The organism is Nostoc sp., from assembly GCF_036917465.1.
Classification (GTDB): Bacteria; Cyanobacteriota; Cyanobacteriia; order Cyanobacteriales; family Nostocaceae; genus Nostoc.
Genome location: NZ_JBALDL010000020.1, coordinates 131314 through 150916, shown reverse-complemented (window position 1 = coordinate 150916; position 19603 = coordinate 131314). Strand labels below are relative to the sequence as shown.

15 protein-coding genes are annotated in these 19603 nt (G+C 40.9%); 6 read left to right on the top strand and 9 right to left on the bottom strand.

The window, feature by feature from the left end; genetic code table 11:
* Positions 1–50: 50 nt before the first annotated feature.
* From V7K38_RS04490 to V7K38_RS04480, 3 genes are all read right to left on the bottom strand, one after another.
* Positions 51–1502, bottom strand: coding sequence for a glycoside hydrolase 100 family protein (locus V7K38_RS04490; RefSeq protein ID WP_334855861.1), 1452 nt, complete (start codon positions 1500–1502; stop codon positions 51–53).
* 1012 nt (positions 1503–2514) lie between these two features.
* Positions 2515–3558, bottom strand: a complete 1044-nt coding sequence (gene speB, locus V7K38_RS04485; RefSeq protein WP_334855773.1) for an agmatinase SpeB — start codon at positions 3556–3558, stop codon at positions 2515–2517.
* A 232-nt stretch (positions 3559–3790) separates the two neighbouring features.
* Complete coding sequence (locus tag V7K38_RS04480) at positions 3791–5383, bottom strand: FAD-dependent oxidoreductase (RefSeq protein ID WP_334855771.1); 1593 nt, start codon at positions 5381–5383, stop codon at positions 3791–3793.
* 228 nt (positions 5384–5611) lie between these two features.
* Between V7K38_RS04480 and V7K38_RS04475 the strand changes: the two genes are divergently transcribed.
* The 3 genes from V7K38_RS04475 to V7K38_RS04465 all read left to right on the top strand — a co-directional run bounded on the left by V7K38_RS04475 (position 5612) and on the right by V7K38_RS04465 (position 11814).
* Entirely contained in the window at positions 5612–5905 is a 294-nt protein-coding gene (locus tag V7K38_RS04475) for a hypothetical protein (RefSeq protein WP_334855770.1), read from the top strand.
* Between the two features lie 179 nt (positions 5906–6084).
* On the top strand, positions 6085–8931 hold the full coding sequence (locus V7K38_RS04470) for a leucine-rich repeat domain-containing protein (protein ID WP_334855769.1): 2847 nt from the start codon (positions 6085–6087) through the stop codon (positions 8929–8931).
* 249 nt (positions 8932–9180) lie between these two features.
* The gene (locus V7K38_RS04465) at positions 9181–11814 is read left to right on the top strand and encodes an ATP-binding protein (protein WP_334855768.1); all 2634 of its coding nucleotides are present in this window, start codon (positions 9181–9183) and stop codon (positions 11812–11814) included.
* Between the two features lie 281 nt (positions 11815–12095).
* Here V7K38_RS04465 and V7K38_RS04460 read toward each other — a convergent pair whose 3' ends face one another.
* Entirely contained in the window at positions 12096–12488 is a 393-nt protein-coding gene (locus tag V7K38_RS04460; protein WP_334855766.1) for a hypothetical protein, read from the bottom strand.
* A gap of 96 nt (positions 12489–12584) precedes the next feature.
* Between V7K38_RS04460 and V7K38_RS04455 the strand changes: the two genes are divergently transcribed.
* Positions 12585–12821, top strand: coding sequence for a hypothetical protein (locus V7K38_RS04455; RefSeq protein ID WP_334855765.1), 237 nt, complete (start codon positions 12585–12587; stop codon positions 12819–12821).
* A gap of 559 nt (positions 12822–13380) precedes the next feature.
* Complete coding sequence (locus V7K38_RS04450) at positions 13381–13734, top strand: hypothetical protein (RefSeq protein ID WP_334855764.1); 354 nt, start codon at positions 13381–13383, stop codon at positions 13732–13734.
* Positions 13735–14409: 675 nt separating this feature from the next.
* Here V7K38_RS04450 and V7K38_RS04445 read toward each other — a convergent pair.
* Both V7K38_RS04445 and V7K38_RS04440 read right to left on the bottom strand, forming a co-directional pair.
* Positions 14410–14616 (bottom strand): hypothetical protein, encoded by a 207-nt coding sequence (locus V7K38_RS04445; RefSeq protein ID WP_334855763.1) that lies wholly within the window; start codon positions 14614–14616, stop codon positions 14410–14412.
* Positions 14592–14855, bottom strand: coding sequence for a hypothetical protein (locus V7K38_RS04440; RefSeq protein ID WP_334855762.1), 264 nt, complete (start codon positions 14853–14855; stop codon positions 14592–14594). Before V7K38_RS04440 ends, V7K38_RS04445 begins: the two co-directional genes overlap by 25 nt.
* A gap of 498 nt (positions 14856–15353) precedes the next feature.
* On the opposite strand from V7K38_RS04440, the gene V7K38_RS04435 reads away from it, so the two are divergent.
* On the top strand, positions 15354–15995 hold the full coding sequence (locus tag V7K38_RS04435; protein ID WP_334855761.1) for a glutathione S-transferase family protein: 642 nt from the start codon (positions 15354–15356) through the stop codon (positions 15993–15995).
* Between the two features lie 611 nt (positions 15996–16606).
* Here the strand turns inward: V7K38_RS04435 and V7K38_RS04430 are convergent.
* From V7K38_RS04430 to V7K38_RS04420, 3 genes are read right to left on the bottom strand one after another with little or no spacing between them, the layout of a single operon-like run.
* On the bottom strand, positions 16607–18121 hold the full coding sequence (locus V7K38_RS04430) for a GH3 family domain-containing protein (RefSeq protein WP_334855760.1): 1515 nt from the start codon (positions 18119–18121) through the stop codon (positions 16607–16609).
* Complete coding sequence (locus V7K38_RS04425; RefSeq protein ID WP_334855759.1) at positions 18121–18729, bottom strand: DapH/DapD/GlmU-related protein; 609 nt, start codon at positions 18727–18729, stop codon at positions 18121–18123. The genes V7K38_RS04430 and V7K38_RS04425 overlap by 1 nt, the downstream gene beginning before the upstream one ends.
* Positions 18729–19478, bottom strand: a complete 750-nt coding sequence (locus V7K38_RS04420; protein ID WP_334855758.1) for a sterol desaturase family protein — start codon at positions 19476–19478, stop codon at positions 18729–18731. Before V7K38_RS04420 ends, V7K38_RS04425 begins: the two co-directional genes overlap by 1 nt.
* Positions 19479–19603 lie beyond the last annotated feature (125 nt).

Below are 19603 nucleotides of genomic sequence, written 5' to 3'. Positions count from 1 at the left end.
TACGAATTACGTTAGCGGAGCGGGGCGTTTAGCCCATTATAAATTACGAATTATTGCATATAACCCTCTAGACTGGCAATTTCAAGCTCACATGCTCTAGAAACCTGTTCTGCTGGTAATTTACCAAAGCTGATTAATGGTAAATAAGTGGGGTTTGCCATTAGTTCTTTTGCCAATAAGAATCCAGTAATTGTCCAAGTTTGATATTTTCTAGCTTGTTTCCCAATCAGTCGGCCTTTTTTACCGTCATAATATTCTGGCCACTGATCTGTACTCAGCCGTCCTTGGGCAATTTCAATAGCCTTTTGTGCAAGACTTATTTTGTTAGTTTTCACAGCCGCAGCTGCCAACATCCACATTAAAACTGGCCAACTACCAGCATTATGATACGACCAGGGGATATTTTTGGGGTCACATCCAGTTACAATTCTGTATTCTTCATGTTCCAAAGCTGGGAAACAAATTTTCATCGGCATATCTCCCACCAAATCATCCCATCGTTTCTCAATGAGAGTCATAATCGCTTGTGACTGTTCTTCGGTGGCTAAGTCTGAAATAATCGCCATTAAGTTTCCGAGTGAAAAGAAGCGAGTGTCTAGTTGCGATGGCCCAACATTACCGGCTAAATAACCCCCTTTTTTGGGTAGCCACTTATCTAATTCATAATAAGGAACAGAGTCTACATATATATTGAACAAATTCACAGCGCCTTTACCATATTCTTCACTTTTGAAGCGATAAATTTCATTCAGGCGATTAATATCTATCCAATAATGCTGGCGAATATGGGCACATAAAAGAGGCAATCGGTTATCAATGGCTGCAACAATATCAGAATTCCCTTGACAAATTAGCAGTTCACGAGATGCACGCAATGCTGTGTAAAAAAGAACTTGCAGTTCTAAAGGATGTCCATAAATGCCCATACGACGGTCAATCATACAAGCACCATCTGGAACCAACAGCGTTGGGTACATATCAAAGCGATTCGCCAAGCAGATTTCCATGATTAACCTGATACCATTTTGGAATTCAGGTTCATAAGCCAGAGAAAAATCTTCTGTGGCGACTACATAAGCACGCAATAAAATAATCCACCATAAACAAGAATCAACAGGTGTAACTCTAGCGATCGCATGTTCGCCAAAGTCTGCTTCTAAATATTCTTGTCCATTTTCTGATACAACTTTGAAGCTAGCTGGTATTAATCCTCTTCCCGGCTTATAGGCATCTAATGCCCTTTCTTTAGGCTGTAACTTTAAGGTTTCTTCTAAAAAATTGCGAACAATATCTGTTCTACCTTTGATTAGAAAAATTAGAGCAGCAGAGACAAAATCCCGAACAAAGCACTGGTCATAATTGAGCGCCTCTACAGACGAATCATAAGCGGCTATCGTACCAACAGGGCGACCTTGATAATAGAGAATTGATTTTTCTAGTGTTTGCCACGCTTCTTCCACTTCTTTTAAATTTTCAGTAGTTTCCAATTCGTTAAAGTGCATCGCCAGAATAGCTCCATTTAGGTTGTGAATTTGTGGTAGATGCGTCTTCATTTATGATTTTTGCTATTCTCAGCATAACAAAAACGATTCTTGGAATAGCAAATATAATTTTGAAGAAAATTACTCAACCAACAATGAATAAATCTGCTGACATTTAAGCAGCTTTATTTATTGTTAATTTGTTTATAATCAATTACTCTTTTGGTGAGTTATAGTTCTTATTCTTCACCGCAAGCAGTAACATGATTCTTCAAAAAAGTCACACAAGATATATTTTTAAATTATTTGTTGTTCCGTTTCATGCCCGGAATCTTTGCTTTACCAAATAAAGACATATCTTCAGTGCTGTTTAGGGTTTGCATGAAGTTAAAACTAGTGCAGTATATTTACTTGATCAGGATTAGTTTTTGACACTAAGAGGTCAGATTATTCCCCTACATTATAATAATTTATAACTTTCTTTCAGAATATGCAAGATGAATAGTTTAAAAAGTGAAGATGTCAATACTTCTGAAGATTTAGTTATATATTGTACCCTATTTGATATTGATGAGAGTTGAACTATTTCTGGAATTTTTTATAAGCTTGATTAATTAGCTTTTGCGATGTCTACGACGGGCTACGCCTACGCAGAATCGACGATAGGCAATGGCAGTGGCGAGGGGTTTTCCATCGTGGCTGATGGCAACAGACGAAACTGCTACTGAGTGTCTAACTAGAGAATTACCCTGAGTTAGGGTTAAATCCCCAACTCCAACTGTCTTTAATTTTGAAGTAATGAGTAATAAGTAACAAGTAATGGGTATTTACTCATTACTCATTACTCATTTAAGATTAATACCCTGGATTAAAATCACACATCCCCGACTTTTTAAGAAGTCGGGGATATTATCTCTCACAAATGATTAAGTAGGGCTAGATTAAAGCAATTGGCAAATCGTCATTAAAAGGTGGAACTATCGATTTCTGAACTCCAATTTTCAGGCTTTTCACTCGAAAATTAGTGTTCCAATTACGAATTCTGTTTTGACAAATCCATTAAGTTTGCCAGCTTATAAACTACCCGCGCTCCAACATTACCATCCCACTCGGCATCACCAACTTCACAGATATCAAACCCAATAATTTTTCTACCACTATTGACTAATTCCCGAAATAGAAAAAATGTTTGCTCTAATTCCAGCCCACCTGGAACAGGAGTACCTGTACTGGGACAGAGTTTTGGATCTAAACCATCGACATCAAAGCTAATGTAAACAGATTCAGGTAAATGACTGATAATTTCTCGGCATAAATCAAGCCAAGTTGTTCCAGAGTAAAGCTTTTGTTTAATGGCTGGGTCGTAATATGCAATAATGCGACTATCAGATTGGTCTATCATTTGCACTTCATCATGACTAATATCACGCAAACCGACTTGCACTAGCTTGGAAATTTGCGGTATTTTCATCGCATTAAACATGATAGACGCATGGGAAAATTCAAATCCCTCATAGCCATCGCGTAAATCTGCGTGGGCATCAATATGCAAAATGCCATAGTTGGTGTAGTTAGCCGCTAATGCTTGGAAATAACCCAACGGCGAACTGTGATCTCCTCCAATAACTGCAACTCCCTTACCCTTGTTAATTGCTTCTTGACAATTTTCAAACAGCCATTGATTAACCTGTTGCCCAGCCTGATTAATTTCTGTGAGGACAGGTGTTAAATCTGGTGCATCTGAGAGTTCTTTGCCTTGGGCTAATCGCTCAATAATTTTTGCTGCCAAGGCGCGGTAGTATGTATTTTTTTCTAATATATCTTGGGAAATTTCCACCATGAAAATTCCCTGCTTCCAACCATTAGGGTTATCGAAATCGAACAAATCTAGTTGAGTTGAAGCATCAAGAATTCGCTGGGGGCCGTTAGCAGTGCCTGCACCATAGGAAACAGTGACTTCCCACGGCACACCAAAGACAATCAGGTTTGCAGATTCATAATCGCAAGGCAAACCTAAGAGGTTGCCATTTATTTCACCTACGCCGCTAGGATTGTAGTCTTGTAGTTGATTACTCATCGATTATCTTCTGGATTTACGTGGATAGACAGCACGCCGCCTAGTGCAATACTACTTAGGTTAAGGTGCATAGTCATTGGAGATCCCCCTTAGTCTCCCTTAAAAAGGGGGAAAATAAGACATTCTTAGCCCCTTTAAAAGGGGGGTTGTGGGGGGATCGACTCAAAACCTACGCAGTATTGCCGTCTAGTGGACATCTGCATTCTAATCAAAATTTTTCATCGGCGGTAAACTACAATGCCTCTATTATTTGGTCGAAATTGCGGCGATACACCTGTTGACTGAACTCCTGCAACTCTGTGTCTGAGGAGTGGGGCGATCGCTTTAATGTTGCTTCTTGGACGTATGCCATCAATGGACGACGAAGATGTTCGTATTTTTCAAAGGCTTTGGCTATAGCTTGCAGATTATCCCAGTTATTATCTTCAGCAATTTTAGTAATGAGTGTTGTAACTATTAGTGCATCTTCAAAACCTTGATTAGCTCCTTGAGCCAGGAAGGGAGGCATTCCATGTGCGGCATCGCCAACTAAGACGATTCGCCCTACACTCCAGGCTGGTGAAATTTTGGCAGGATTAGCTTTAGTATTGAGGTCAGTTGGGTTAGAAACTTGTAAAGAGTCCGAAGTGGTGGCGTGGTGAATGTAGTAGGGACGCTGCTGCATTTTGGCAGGAGGAGATAAACGTACTAATTGCTTGAGCGGATCAGGAAAACCTGCTTTTTCCAATTCCTGCAAAGCTAAGTCAATTAAAGAACTTTCTGACTTTCCTTGTAAGGAGTCTAAAGGCAAAGCAAGATGTATTATGTATCCTAGTTCACCAGTTGGTCTGGAATATAATATTATCCTAATATTATTTATACAAATAGAATTTCCAGTTATTTCATCATTAGTGATTGTTACAAGTGATGAGCCTTGCAAGAAATCTTCTTCTAGTTTCGTGAATAGTTCTTTTGGTACTTCAGTTATTTCTCTACAAAATATAGCTGCAAACCCAGAGTATTCAGGTCGGGCAAAATCATGGTACTGAGTGTCTGTGTAAAGCAGTCTACGAACTGTAGAATTAATGCCGTCTGCTGCAACAATTAGTTTAGCTCTAATGGATTTTGTTACTAATTCTTGGGGAGAAATATCTGAGTCTTGGGGCTGTGTGTGATTATGTTTCTGCCCATCTGTCCAATACGCATAGGGGTTGGTTTCTATTTGTGTATCACCTACACAATCTATGCGGACACAACCTTTTTCCGGCTCATTTACAACATTAATACAACGGTGATTAGCTTTAACTCGGTCTTCTGGAAGTAGTTGTCTGAGGGTTGTCTGTAAATTGTACCAAGGAATTGATACTCGACCCTCGCCATAATCTTTAAACCAATCATCAAAACTAAGCGGGATTGACTGAATTATCTGCCCTTGTAAGTTTTTGTAAATCCATTGGGGTGAAATCTTTGGAGATTGTCGCTCTGGAGTAGATTCAAGAGTTTTTTGGCCATTAGACTGCTTGGGATTCAATAAACCAAGTCCAGTTTGTTTGACTTCTTCGTAAGCGTTAGGATCTAAATATTTGAGAGATTGTAATCCATTGGGGAGAAGATCCAATGTTTGTCCAATTTGACGAAAGGCGCGAGTTTGATCGATGACAAGGATATTTTTAATCCCACGTTTACGTAAGCCAATGGCAGTTGCTAACCCAATAGGCCCAGCGCCAACCACTACAACATCGTAGATTTCTTGAGAAGTAGAAGAGGCGATCGCAGATGCAGCTAAGGTATCAGCTTCGGTTGATGTGTCTGTATGTGTATGAGGGCTTGATTTAGTTTCTGGCATATTTATATATTGGATAGAAGCTGGGCAATGTGGAAAGCTATAGCTATCAAGTAAGTTAGCACCACACAACAATATTAAAATCAAATACAAAAAGTTAGATATTTTGCCGCGATCGCACTTATTATTTGAAGCAAATTATGATAATCGAACCGCCAAGTCGCCAAGAGCGCCAAGAGAAGAAACAGGAAAGTTTATAAATTATTACAGTTGGTGTTCAAAGGTGGAGCGATGTCTACGACGGGCTACGCTTACGCACTTTTTACTCGACAGTTGGTGTTTAGAGGTGGAGCGATCGCCCTTTTTGCTCGACAGTTGGTGTTCAGAGGTGGAGCGATCGCCCTTTTTGCTCGACAGTTGGTGTTCAGAGGTGGAGCGATCACCCTTTTTGCTCAACAGTTGGTGTTCAGAGGTGGAGCGATCGCCCTTTTTGCTCGGCAGTTCGTGTTCAGAGGTAGAGCGATCGCCCTTTTTGCTCGGCAGTTCGTGTTCAGAGGTGGAGCGATCGCCCTTTTGACTCGATAGTTGGTGTTCAGAGGTGGAATGGTGAGGTTTTGAGGTCGAGCATAGAGGCGGGGGAAACTGCGATCATATATTCTCTCAATGCAATTCTTGATACAGGGTACATTATTAATTAGCTCAATTTCTCTGCTGCGCGTCCAAGCAGCAACTCGTCGTCAGGTATCGCCTCTATAAAACCCCAAATGACTAACGAAGAACTGCTGCAAATAATTGAACAAGCTGCCAGAGACAAGGTGACAGAACTAGACCTTTCTGACAAAGGCTTAATAACTCTGCCACCGGAAATTGGCCAACTCACCAACCTGCAAACCCTCCACCTCATCGATAATCAACTGAGCAGTCTGCCACCGGAAATTGGCCAACTCACCAACCTGCAAACCCTCGACCTCTTCATTAATCAACTGAGCAGTCTGCCACCGGAAATTGGCCAACTCACCAACCTGCAAACCCTCTACCTCGGCAGTAATCAACTGAGCAGTCTGCCACCGGAATTAGGCCAACTCACCAACCTGCAAACCCTCTACCTCAGCAGTAATCAACTGAGCAGTCTGCCACCGGAAATTGGCCAACTCACCAACCTGCAAACCCTCTACCTCAGCAGTAATCAACTGAGCAGTCTGCCACCGGAATTAGGCCAACTCACCAACCTGCAAACCCTCCACCTCGACAGGAATCAACTGAGCAGTCTGCCACCGGAAATTGGCCAACTCACCAACCTGCAAACCCTCTTCCTCTTCAGTAATCAACTGAGCAGTCTGCCACCGGAATTTGGCCAACTCACCAACCTGCAAACCCTCTACCTCAGCAGTAATCAACTGAGCAGTCTGCCACCGGAAATTGGCCAACTCACCAACCTGCAAACCCTCTACCTCAGCAGTAATCAACTGAGCAGTCTGCCACCAGAATTTGGCCAACTCACCAACCTGCAATCCCTCGACCTCAGCAGTAATCAACTGAGCAGTCTGCCACCGGAATTTGGCCAACTGTCAAACCTGAACAAGCTCGATCTTCGTAGAAATCCACTCCCCATTCCACCAGAGATTTTGGGGTCGAAGGATTTAAACCAAGAGCCGGGTGATGTGAATGAAATTCTCAATTTCTATTTTCGGGTGCAAAATCCAGCCGAAACCGAACCTTTCTACGAAGCAAAATTCTTAATTATTGGCGAAGGAGGAGCCGGTAAAACTTCTTTAGCCAAGAAAATCAAAGATGAAACCTACGAACTTCAGCAAGAAGAGAAATCAACTGAAGGGATTGATGTTATCCAATGGAAATTTACACAACCCAATGGCAAAGATTTTCGTGTCAATATTTGGGACTTTGGCGGACAAGAAATCTACCACCACACACACCAGTTTTTTCTTACTAAACGTTCTCTGTATGTATTAGTTGCTGATACTCGTAAAGAAAACACAGATTTTTCTTACTGGCTCAAGGTTGTGGAACTCTTGAGCGACAATAGCCCCGTCCTGATTATCAAAAATGAAAAACAAGACCGTCAGTGCGAAGTCAATGAGCGGCAATTGCGGGGAGAATTTACTAACCTCAAGGAAACTCTTGCAACTAACCTAGCCACCAATCGAGGTTTAACCGAAATTAAAGAGGCTATTGGGAAATACATCTGTGAGCTTCCCCACGTTGGTATTCCTTTACCAAAACTCTGGGTGAGAGTTCGAGCCGCGATAGAGAACTCTTCCCCCAATTACATCAGCCTCGAAGAATATTACAGCCTTTGCCGAACAAATAGTTTAACTGATAAGAAAGATATGCTGCTACTCAGCCGCTATCTACATGACCTTGGGGTTTGTCTGCACTTTCAAGACGATTCTACACTCAAACACTACGTCATTCTCAAACCAGAATGGGGGACGACTGCTGTCTACAAAGTTCTAGACAATAAGCAAGTCATAGAAAAGAAAGGTCGTTTTTCTAAACACGATCTCGTAAATATCTGGCAAGACGTAGAGTATGCCGATATGCAAGACGAATTGCTACATTTGATGATGCGATTTAAGCTGTGCTATGAAATTCCAAGTAATCCAAAAAATTATATTGCACCTCATCTACTTTCTACCAATCAGCCTAAGTTTAATTGGGATGAATCTAACAATCTGATTTTGCGCTACACCTACGATTTTATGCCAAAAGGTATTATTACTCGCTTTATTGTCGAAATGCATTCTTTAATTGAAGAACAAACCCTCGTTTGGAAAACAGGCGTTGTTCTCAGTGAAGGCCAAACCCGCGCGGAAGTGATTGAAAACTACAATCAACGAGAAATTAAAGTCCGCGTTGCAGGAAACCGCAAGAAAGACTTGCTAACAGTTATCACTCATGAACTGGACAAAATCCATAAGTCTTACGAACGTCTGCAATATCAAACACTTATTCCTTGTAACTGTGAAATCTGTAAGGATAGTCAAAGTCCTCATTTTTATAGCCGAGAGGTATTGTACAAATTCCGGGACAACAATCGCAACCAAATCCAGTGTCAGAATAGTGGTGATATGGTAGATGTCCGCAGACTGATTGACGATGTTTTATCGACTTCACCCAATTTGGAAAAATCCATGTCTGAACCCGTAACGAGAAATCAAGTTTTCATTAGCTATAGTCATCAAGATCAAGAGTGGCTTACCAAACTCCAGAAACACCTCAAACCAATGATTCGTAACCAAAAGCTGCTGGCGTGGGACGATACCAAGATTCAGCCTGGTGCTAAATGGCGCGAAGAAATTGAAAATGCTTTAGCAGCAGCAAAAGTGGCAGTATTGTTAGTTAGTCCAGATTTTCTAGCATCAGACTTTATTGCTGATAATGAGTTACCCCCATTGTTAGATGCGGCTGAAGCCGAAGGACTCACGATTATTTGGATACCGTTGAGTTTTAGCAGCTATGACGAAACAGAAATTGAAAGGTATCAGTCAGCGCACTCTCCTAATCAACCTTTAGACAGCCTGGAGTCAGCACAACAAAATAAAGCTTGGGTGGATATTTGTAAGAAGATTAAAGCAGCAGTTCTTGGGTAGAAAATAGACTTAAGGCTTGATCGATTTATTACTACCTCTGGCAACTCGAAGTCGCGGCTAGACAGACAAAACCCACCAACCTGGGTTAAGAGTATTTTTTTTATTGAAAGTCCCTAACGTTTTGTTCTCTTACCAGAAGTGGTATATTGGCACTTGATCTGACCCAGTACAAACTATGCATAAGCCCGTAGGCCAAAGAAGTCGAGGTGTTGTACTCACTACTAAAGGACAGGAAGGGAGAGTGGGCTTATGAACAAAAATACTGGGCAAAGTGGTGTTTTTCCTCTGTTTAAAGGCGTACCCCTACGTCTCATCCTCGTAGTGTTGTTTGTGCTGCAAATCTTCCTAGCTGTGGGATTGACTGCATACTTATCAATCCGCAATGGGCAAATGGCAGTCAATGAGGTAGCTAGCGAGTTGCGTTATGAAGTTGCTAATCGAGTAGAGCAAAATTTACAGGCTTATCTCTCAACCCCGCGTCAAGTACTGCGCGGTAATCAAAATATCATTGACATCGGGTTGCTGAAGATGGAAAATCTGGCAACTTGGGAGTCATATTTAATCAAGCAGTTAGAGATTTTTCCTGATGCTGTCGCTTTAACGGCAAGTAACGAACAGCAAGAACACTTAGGGGTAGAAAAGCTCAACGATCGCCAATATTTACTCAGAAAAGCCGATAAGTCAACTGATTACGACCTTTACACCTACAAAATTGACTCTCTTGGTGAACGTACCCAACTACCAGAGGTGATCAAAAACTATGATGCGCGATCGCGTCCTAGTTATCAAGCAGCAGTTACTGCCAAAAAATTCAGCTTTAGTCCAATTTTTACTTCCATCACCGAACCAACCCTGCTAATTAGCGCATCTCAACCTATATATGACTCCCAAGGTGAGTTACTCGGAGTCAATAGCACTCTAACTCATATATCACAAATTGGGGATTTGCTACAAAATATTAAAGTTGGCAAATCTGGGCAAGTTTTTATTATCGAGCGATCGGGGCTATTAGTCGCAAGTTCTACAACCGAAGAACCATTCCGCCTCCAAAATGGTAAACCGATTCGGTTAGCAGCTTCCCAAAGCGGGAATGCTTTGACTCAAGCCAGCGCTAAATATTTAGAAACTAAATTTAGTAACTTTGACCAGATTCAGAGTTTACAGCAACTAGATTTCTCTTTTGACGGCAAACAACAATTTTTAGAAATTAGACCGTTACAGGGCGAACCAAATATCAACTGGTTGATTGTAGTAGCTGTCCCAGAAGCAGACTTTATGGGACAAATCGATCGCAACACTCAAAGTACAATTTTTCTCTGTCTGGGAGCATTAGGATTAGCCACTTTATTAGGAATTATCGCCGCCCGTTGGATAACTGTGCCAATTATCTACTTCACCACGGCGACAAAAGATTTAGCCGATTTTGCTAACGGTGAAGACTTATTAGTGATCCAAGGCATTAAAGAAGTCGAGGTGCTGGGTGAATCTTTCAACGAGATGATGCAACATTTACGCAAAACCTTTACTGCACAGATTACTAAAAATGAAGAGTTAGAATTGCAAGTTAAGCAGCGAACTCAAGAATTACAGCAAGAGATTCAAGTACGGATTAACAGCGAACAAAAACTAGGACAGCATAATCGAGCATTGGCGGAACTGGCAAATCACAAGGCAATTTCAGAAGGAAATCTAGAAACGGCATTTAAAGTCATCACGGAGAAAGCCGCAAATGCTTTAGAAGTAGAGCGAGTGGGTGTGTGGTTATTTAATAGAGAACGCACCAAACTACAATGTCTAAGTCTCTACGAACGTAGCAATCAGAAACATTCGGCGGGTGTAGAACGCAACCGTGCAGATTATCCCATCTATTTTAAATCGCTCACATCTGCCCGAATCATCGCCGTTACCGATACTCGCACCGATTTACGGATACAAGAATTATGGGATGAACAGCTAGAACCGAAGAATATTGTATCCCTAATTAATACCTCCATTTGGATTGGGGGCGAAGTGGTGGGAACGGTATTGTACGAACAGATTGATAATCCTCGAATATGGGAACTGAGCGAGCAAAACTTTGTTAGCTCAATTGCGCAATTTGTCGCTTTGAGTATAGAAGTGTGCGATCGCAAAAGTGCAGAATCTGCCTTGCGTGAAGCTGAAGAAGCTGCCGAAGTTGCAAATCGTGCCAAAAAAACATTTTTAGGAAATATGAGCCATGAACTGAGGACTCCCTTAAGTTCTATTATTGCGATCGCAGAAGCACTCCAAAATGAAGTCTACGGTACTGTAACCGCAGAACAGCGCCAGTTTCTAAATACTCTCGAATCTAGCGGTAAGAACTTACTAGAATTGATTAACCAAATCCTTGAACTTACCGATATTGAATCTAGCAAGATCCAACTGCAACTAGCTGCTACTTCGATTCCAGAATTATGTGACTCTAGTCTCAGTTTCGTCAAAAATTTAGCGTTACAGAAAAATATTCAACTGAGCGTACAAATCCCTGAAGAACTCGAACCAATCCAAGTTGATGAGCGCCGCATCCGTCAAGTATTTATCAACCTGTTGAGCAATGCTATCAAGTTTACTCACGACGGCGGCAAAGTTTGGATTGAAGTCCAGCCAACTTCTACAAATGAGTATATCTTTTTTAGTGTGGTAGATACAGGTATTGGTATGCTTTCCGATGACCTGTTTAAATTATTTCAACCTTTTATCCAAGTTGAAAATGCCTCTACCCGTCGTTCCGCAGGTATGGGTTTAGGATTAGTGATGGTGCAAAAAATTGTCGAGTTGCACGGGGGTACTGTTCATGCTGAAAGTCAGTTAGGGAAAGGTAGTCGATTTACAGTCAAACTTCCGTGGAAAAAGGTAGAGTAATAGTCAAATTACCCTACCCTAACCCTCCCCTTATAAAGGGGAGGGAACTGGATTTTCCGGTTTCCCCCCTTTATAAGGGGGGATTAAGGGGGGTAATTCGACTTGTGTATACACGGTAGCTTTTTAAGGGGGGTTAGGGGGGATCTAAGAGTGCCTAAAATTATAGCCAATCACTTTTAAAACATCCTCTTAAGTTCACACCTATGAGCAATGCTGTGCTTTTACAATAGATATCATTCAAATACATGAAAACTGCTGTAAATAAAATTTTGCACCTAATGCTATGCAGTTTTAGTGTTTTCACTGCTTGATTCGTCTGCGCCCTTTAAGCGCGTTGCTCTGCTTTTGCGAATGCGATCGCTTTTACGAACACCACCCGCCATTTCATATTCACTGCTATCTTTGCCATATTTAAAAGCAACTCCAATCAGCATTTTCTCAGTTAGATCGCCTAAGCTTTTATCCAATTCATCCATCTGAGTTTTAGAAGAGTCAATCACAGCTAGAGCAGTATTATAAGCATCTATCTTGGTACGATACTGCTCAATTAGCTGTATCATATTCTGCAAGTTGCGTGTATCTCCAAAATCCATGCTGGGATCAATTGCTTTAAGTCCCGCCGCTCTCAATTCAGCTTTTTCTAGAACCCGGTATGTACGTTTTTGACGAGTCATAAATGTATTGGTTTCAATCTGCTTTAGAGCTAGTTTGGCTTACTAAAGCCGTATTTTACTCCAGTAAAATCCTCATAAATTAGTATCTAATAAAATGTGGCACTCAGTATTTATCGCAAAAATTATGATTTTGTGAATGAAAATCGTGATTTTGTGAATGAAAGTCGTGATTTTATGAATAAAAATCGTGATTTTGTGAATGAAAGTCGTGATTTTATGAATGAAAGTCGTGATTTTATGAATGAAAGTCGTGATTTTATGAATGAAAGTCGTGATTTTTTTTGTTGGATTTCTCGGAGTTTACCTGTGGCATCTTCTACAAAGATTTCATAGGGAATCTCTCTAGCAAGGCCAATAGCGCGATTGAGCGCGTCTACAGCCTTTTTTTGCCGTCCCAATTTTAAGAGAATTTTAGATGTGAAGTAATCCGAATGCTAAACCCCTACTCCACGGTTAATTTATCGGTAAAAATATAATTAGTCAAAGTCTGAAACAAGCTATTTCGGTGAAAGCATACTATGACTAATTTGTACAGTGCGTAAGTCCTGTAGGAGTCCTTCTGTCACAATATTTACAGGGAGTTCTATTGCTTTTCAATGACTATTAGGCTGTAATTGCTCAAATGGCAACCTTAAATCTTCTACGTGCCGATATTTGTGAGCGCGACTAGGCAACCTTAAGTGCGATCGCTTAGAAACTAAACTAGATAAATGCCAAGGTTATAGCTTGGCATTTATCTATTTATTTTTCGCAATACAGAGCAAGAATCATTCACGTGTTAAGTATATACGCAATAAAATTATTTTAGTAGAACCTAACGATAGAGTGAATTAAAATAATTTGCCCAGACAATAATAGACAAGCAACATTAAAGATAATTTGGACAAAAAAAATGAACGCCAAAATTATTGCTTTGTTCGCAATTACTACAGCCTTTGCAAGCTTAGGAAGCCAGGTGTACGCACAGTCACCACGATTAAGCCCAAATCCAGGACAATACAGATCAACAGGTAATTCCCTAGTTGGAATTTATAATAGAACTGCCCAAGATGACTTTGGAAGGTTTTTTGAGCGAACTAATCCAGCAAGTCTCTCTAACAATAATAGAAGAGACAATAAAACTCCAGTCAAAATCCGTTTTAACGAATCATTATCACAGCCAGACACATCTGTTTTCTTAACACCGGCTCAGTCTGGTAGTGACAATGATGGATTCCAAGTACAGTTAGATTTAAGCAGAGAATAATCAGCCTTAAAATCTTTAGACATATAGATTTCCCGTAGGAGGTTGTTTGAAAAGTCCTCTTGTCGGTATTAAAAGTTTTAGATCCCCCTAAATCCACGCTACGTGCTTCAAGTCGGCAGAGCCGCCCAACGCAGTGGCTCCCTTTAAAAAGGGGGACTTTGATTCTAATCCCCCCCTTTTTAAGGGGGGTTAGGGGGGATCTAAGAGTGCCTAAAATCACAGCGAAATACTTGTTCATTCAACCTTTAAGGGCGCACAGATGTGCATTGGTGTCAACTTAATGTAAAACCCTTGTAAAAACTAGATATTGACTTCACTCATCACTGACTTACCGCGTTACCCCACCCTAACCCTCCCCTTATAAAGGCTACGGTGTATACACAAGTCTTCTAAAGTTGCCCCAGAGCCTTTTGATCCCCCCAACCCCCCTTAAAAAGGGGGGCAAAAGTCTCTTAAAGTCCCCCTTAAAAAGGGGGGCAAAAGTCTCTTAAAGTCCCCCTTAAAAAGGGGGGCAAAAGTCTCTTAAAGTCCCCCTTAAAAAGGGGGGCAAAAATCTCTTAAAGTCCCCCTTAAAAAGGGGGGCAAAAATCTCTTAAAGTCCCCCTTATTAAGGGGGATTTAGGGGGATCTCCAACGATTTTGGGTGTTGTACAGAGATGTGTGTACACCGTAGCCTTATAAAGGGAGGGAACCGGAAATATCATTTCCTTCTTTATAAGGGGGTAAAACGGCTGTGGGATAAATCTTTAAGCTTAAGTTGACACCAATAACATCTGTGCGCCCTGTTCCATTGCCTACATCCTCTAAAACTAAACCTGTTAATAGGTTATTGACTATCGCTTTGCTGCAATTAAAAATTAAGATACTTTTGGTTGCTGCCATAAAATGAGTTTCAATTCAGAGCAATTACAAGCCCCATCACTAATTTCTCCTTCGTGGTTAGCTAGCCAATCATAAATTTGTGCAGCTTTTGCTAATGCTACTTTTTCTGAACGATAAAGTCGAGCAGTAGGGCAATAGGCTTGGCCATTGATGTGTATAGCTACAATCTGCCAATAATCGCTTTCTGGTACAACTTCTAAAAACCCGTTACTGTAAGACTCAATTATTCCTATATTCATCTATACCATCAAACTTTCTAATGTTGTCCGCAACAAAGCTGATGCCAGCTAATTCTTGCAAGTTAAAGCTGGAATCACCAGGAAATGCAGTAGCAACCCCTACTTATGATTGTGGATTTTTAGCCAACAAAAATCTGAATTATCGATCACTTTTTGGCTAGTTGTCTTAGTGTTAGTTTGGGCTTAAGGGACTTCCAAAAAAAAATATCCCAAATTTTCTTGTGGGATGGGCATCTTGCCCGTCCCCAATATTAGGACGGGCAAGATGCCCATCCCACAAAATGGATAATTTATTTCTTGGAAAGCCCTAAACCACCAGATAGATGAAGAGTTGAGGAAATGATGATAAGTTAATTAAGACTTACGCAAAACTAGACGCGGCAAGGGAAATTTATGAATTGTCCTTACCAGAAAATTAGGTTTGGGTTATTTTTTGCGTAAGTCCTGGTTAAGATAAGCAAAAACTTTTGTCAACCCAATTGTAAAAAAGTAGCTCTTATGATTATTGTCCATCATCTTAACAACTCGCGATCGCAGCGTGTGCTATGGCTGCTTGAAGAATTAGGTGTCGATTATGAAATTAAGTTCTACGAACGCGACCAGAAAACGATGCTAGCACCAGCATCACTGCGCGAAGTTCATCCACTCGGCAAGTCACCAGTGATTACGGATGGAGAAGAGACTATTGCTGAGTCGGGAGCTATCATCGAATACATAGTAAATCGCTACGGCAATGGTCGGCTAATCCCGCCATCTGGTACGCCAGAACGTCTACGTTACACCTATTGGCTACATTACGCTGAAGGTTCGGCAATGCCTCCTTTGGTGATGAACCTCGTTTTCAGCCATTTTGGTACAGGAGACAGCAGCGTAAAAGATGCATTTATTGCACCCCAAATCAAGCTTCACTTTGACTATATCGAAGGTGAACTTGGCAAGAGTACGTGGTTTGTAGGCGAAGAATTCACCGCCGCCGATATCCAAATGAGCTTTCCTCTGGAAATAGTCGCTACGCAAGCCGAACTTATTTCAAGCCGACCCCAGATTAAGCAATTTATCGAGCGCATCCATGCACGACCTGCTTATGAACGCGCTCTTGAACGTGGCGGTAAATACGACTACGCTAAGAGCATTCAATAATTATCATATCCCCAGGACTTACGCAAAAAAGAAGTAGCCGTGATTTATGAATTACCGCTACGAAAAATCAGGCTTTTGAGACAATTTTGCGTAAGTCTTATGATTAAAAAACCGAACCGCAGAGACGCTGAGAAGCCAGTGCGTTGCGGGGGTTCCGCCCGTTGAAGCAACTGGCGCGGCGCAGAGGGAAAGGAAAGAGAAATAATTGCGATAAGTAGGTAGGCGTAATTAAATATAAGATCAAACCTCACCCTCAATCTCTCTCTTTAGTAAGGCTACGGTGTATACACAAGTCTGTACAAACCGAAAAACGTTGGAGATCCCCCTAAATCCCCCTTAAAAAGGGGGACTTTAAGAGACTTTTGCCCCCCTTTTTAAGGGGGGTTGGGGGGATCAAAAGCCTATGAGGCCACTCTCAAAGACTTCAAGCATCCGGTTATTCTACCAAAGGTATCAGGGTTGGGGGGATAAAAAGCCTATGAGGCCACTCTCAAAGACTTGTGTATGCACCGTAGCCTTAGTAAGGAGAGGGATTGAGGATGAGGTTTTATATTTAATTTGACCCACTTACTTACAAAAGGATTTGATATTAATACTTTGTTGCAAATTAGCTATTTCTGGGCAATTTGCAACTTCAATTCTTGTAAAAGTTCATTGCTAATGGGTGATGTTGCCAGAATTGGATGCTTAATCCCTCCCCAAATACTTCCAGTGCAGATACGATGGGAAACTAACACTTCAGGAATTTGATTAGAGATTAAAACCTGTGGTGGTGCAAGTTGACCGATGGCTCTAGCTCTTTGGTAATGATATGATTCTGATAAAGCCAGATCCAATTGTTCGGCAATAATTTCTGGGGTTTCTTTTGCCGAATCTAATAATAAAATATAGTGGGGAGGATCGGCAATTGGCATCAAGCTTTTAAAATTAGTTTCTTGCAAGTTCAACAGAGTCAGAGCATTATTTACAAAAGTTTCTTGCAACTTTTCGCCCACCAAATCGCTAATAGCTTGATGTCGTCCGAGAAACTCTAAACAGGGAGTGTGGCGATAGTAATGAGTTACCCGAATGCGATCGCCAATTCGATAACGATACAATCCCCCTTTTTGCGATAAAATAACTGTGTATTCCTTGCCAGTGTTGAGTTCATGCAAACCATACAAGGAACCAGTCTCATCCTCGAACTCGAAAAAAACTTCATCGAGAACCGGCACACATCCCCCAGCGACAATCAAGGGAATGGTCATTGGGGCTTCCGTTGCTAGTAGTCCCTTACCTTGAATTAATACATCTGGAAATTGCGATCTTAATCCCTGAGCTTGATCTGCTGCATTGGCACTATCCCAGCAAGAAATCAGCTTCAAATTTGGCCAGAGTTGCATCCAGGGAATATTTTTTTCACTGAGGAATTGCAGTCGATGATGTGAAATTCGGTTGTGTAATTCTGAACGCAATAAATCCTGATTTTCTTGAATATATTTTAAATGTACTTGGAGAAAACTAGGACTCCAAATAGAAATAATTTCTAGTTTTTCAGCCTCTAATAATGCCAAAGCCAATTGATGTTTAAATAAGTTCGCGTCATGCAGCCGATTAAGTTTATTGGGCATCACCAACCAAGGACGTAAAAACCAACGTAACCAGCCATCTAAGTAATCTAAATCGTTCTGTAAAGTTTGATTATCAGCTACATCTAATTGCGGCGAGATACAAGCATAAATCTTGCCTGTGGAAAATTTCGGGCCATGTACAATCAAATCATGCGCCCATACACAGAACATCTGATTAAACGATCGCCGCAAAGATTGAGTATAAGGAATCCATTTTACAGCCCCGCTACTACCAGAGGTTTTTTCATAGAATAAAATGGGTTCTGGTGTGAGGGCAATTTGCTGCTGTTTGGCGTTTAACCAGGGTTCGAGTGCATCATAATCTACGATTGGTACACGCTGCCAATCATCTACAGAATGAATTCCCAAAGTTTTACCATACTCACTTTTGATGAGGCGATCGCAAATTTCCCTTTTTACAGATGTCTGCATTAACTCTGGGTTATCCAAAGCTCGATAAAATAGCCTCGCAGTTGGCGCGAGGATTTGCTCAAAAAGCTGAATAATCGGACGCATTATTGCACCTTTTGATTAGGATAAAGCTTGGTGGCTGCTGGTAAATAAGAACCATCACCAATGACTACACCGGGAGCAAGATTAGATCCGGCTCCCACAAAAACATTGCTGCCAATCTGGACTTTTTTGACATACAGCATTAAATTTTGCTTGCGGGGTTTAATGATATGGCAATAGATACCGACACCATGCCCGACAACGACGCGATCGCCAATTTCTAATAAACTGCGATCGGCAATCTCCAATCTTGTTGTCCAGTATACATCTCGCCCCACTTTAGCACCCCACAATCGCAACCAACAGGAAAATACCCCCGGAATCAGTCGCAGCACTGCTTCCAACACTGGAATTGCAATATAAATTACCTGTATTTGATGACTACCCCACCAAGGACTATATTCTTCACCTAGTAGATAACTAATACCCTCGCGCACAGGATAAACCCATTCATGCAAGCGGTAAACTAGCACTGGTAGCCCATAAATAGAAAGAAACACCGCCAGAATGCTGAAGATATTGGGTGAATAAGCGAGGTAGATTATTGCTGCACCAGTTAGCAATAATATAAAGGTAGGAAAAAACGAAAGGATTTTGCTGATAACTGTCATTAAAATGGGAATAAAAGTTTTTGGAACAAGTTTAATGAGCTAGGAATTCCAATTATAGATGGCAACTTTTCGCTTTCATAATATGTTCCATGTAACTTATCCCAAATTTTCAGATTAGCCCCATAGTTATAATTGTGGATTTCGCGGCAATGATGCCAAGCATGATCCTGTGGTAAGATTAACCAAGAAGATAAAAATTGATATAGTCTGGTATTTGCAGGAATCATCAAGCGGCTATGTCGCCATAAATCTAAGGCAGAAGTTAGACTGACTCCAAGTAAATAACCTGTGGGATCGGCTAACAGATATACAAATAAAGTGTGTATCCATAAATATATAATTAACAAACTTGTCCAAATTGTGTTGCGAGAAGTTCCTAATACATCCATCTGAGTAACAGTATGATGGACTTGATGAACTTTCCACAACAATTTAGTATGTAATAATCGATGATTCCAATAATATAAATAATCAGCTACAACAAAACTGATAATAAAAGCCAGAATTAATAATATTTTTAAACTTCCTTGTTGCACAGGTAAAAAATGTTGATAAAGCGAATAAACTAAAGTAGCTTGTAGTAAGGGAATCAAAATTCCTTGAATCGTTAATCCTGTACCATCTAGCAACCAATCTTCACGACTTTTAAGTTTAAATTGAGTTCGTCCAACCTGATTGGTAATAGTCCAACCAACTAATCCGATAAAAGTACCAAAAATTAGTAGTTGTGCAAAGCTTTGTATTTCCACTTTTGATAGCTCACACTGATTTTAAACCAGGGTTTTACCCCACCCTAACCCTCCCCTTATAAAGGGGAGGGAACTGGATTTTCCGATCTCCCCCCTTGTAAAGGGGGGATTAAGGGGGGTAATTA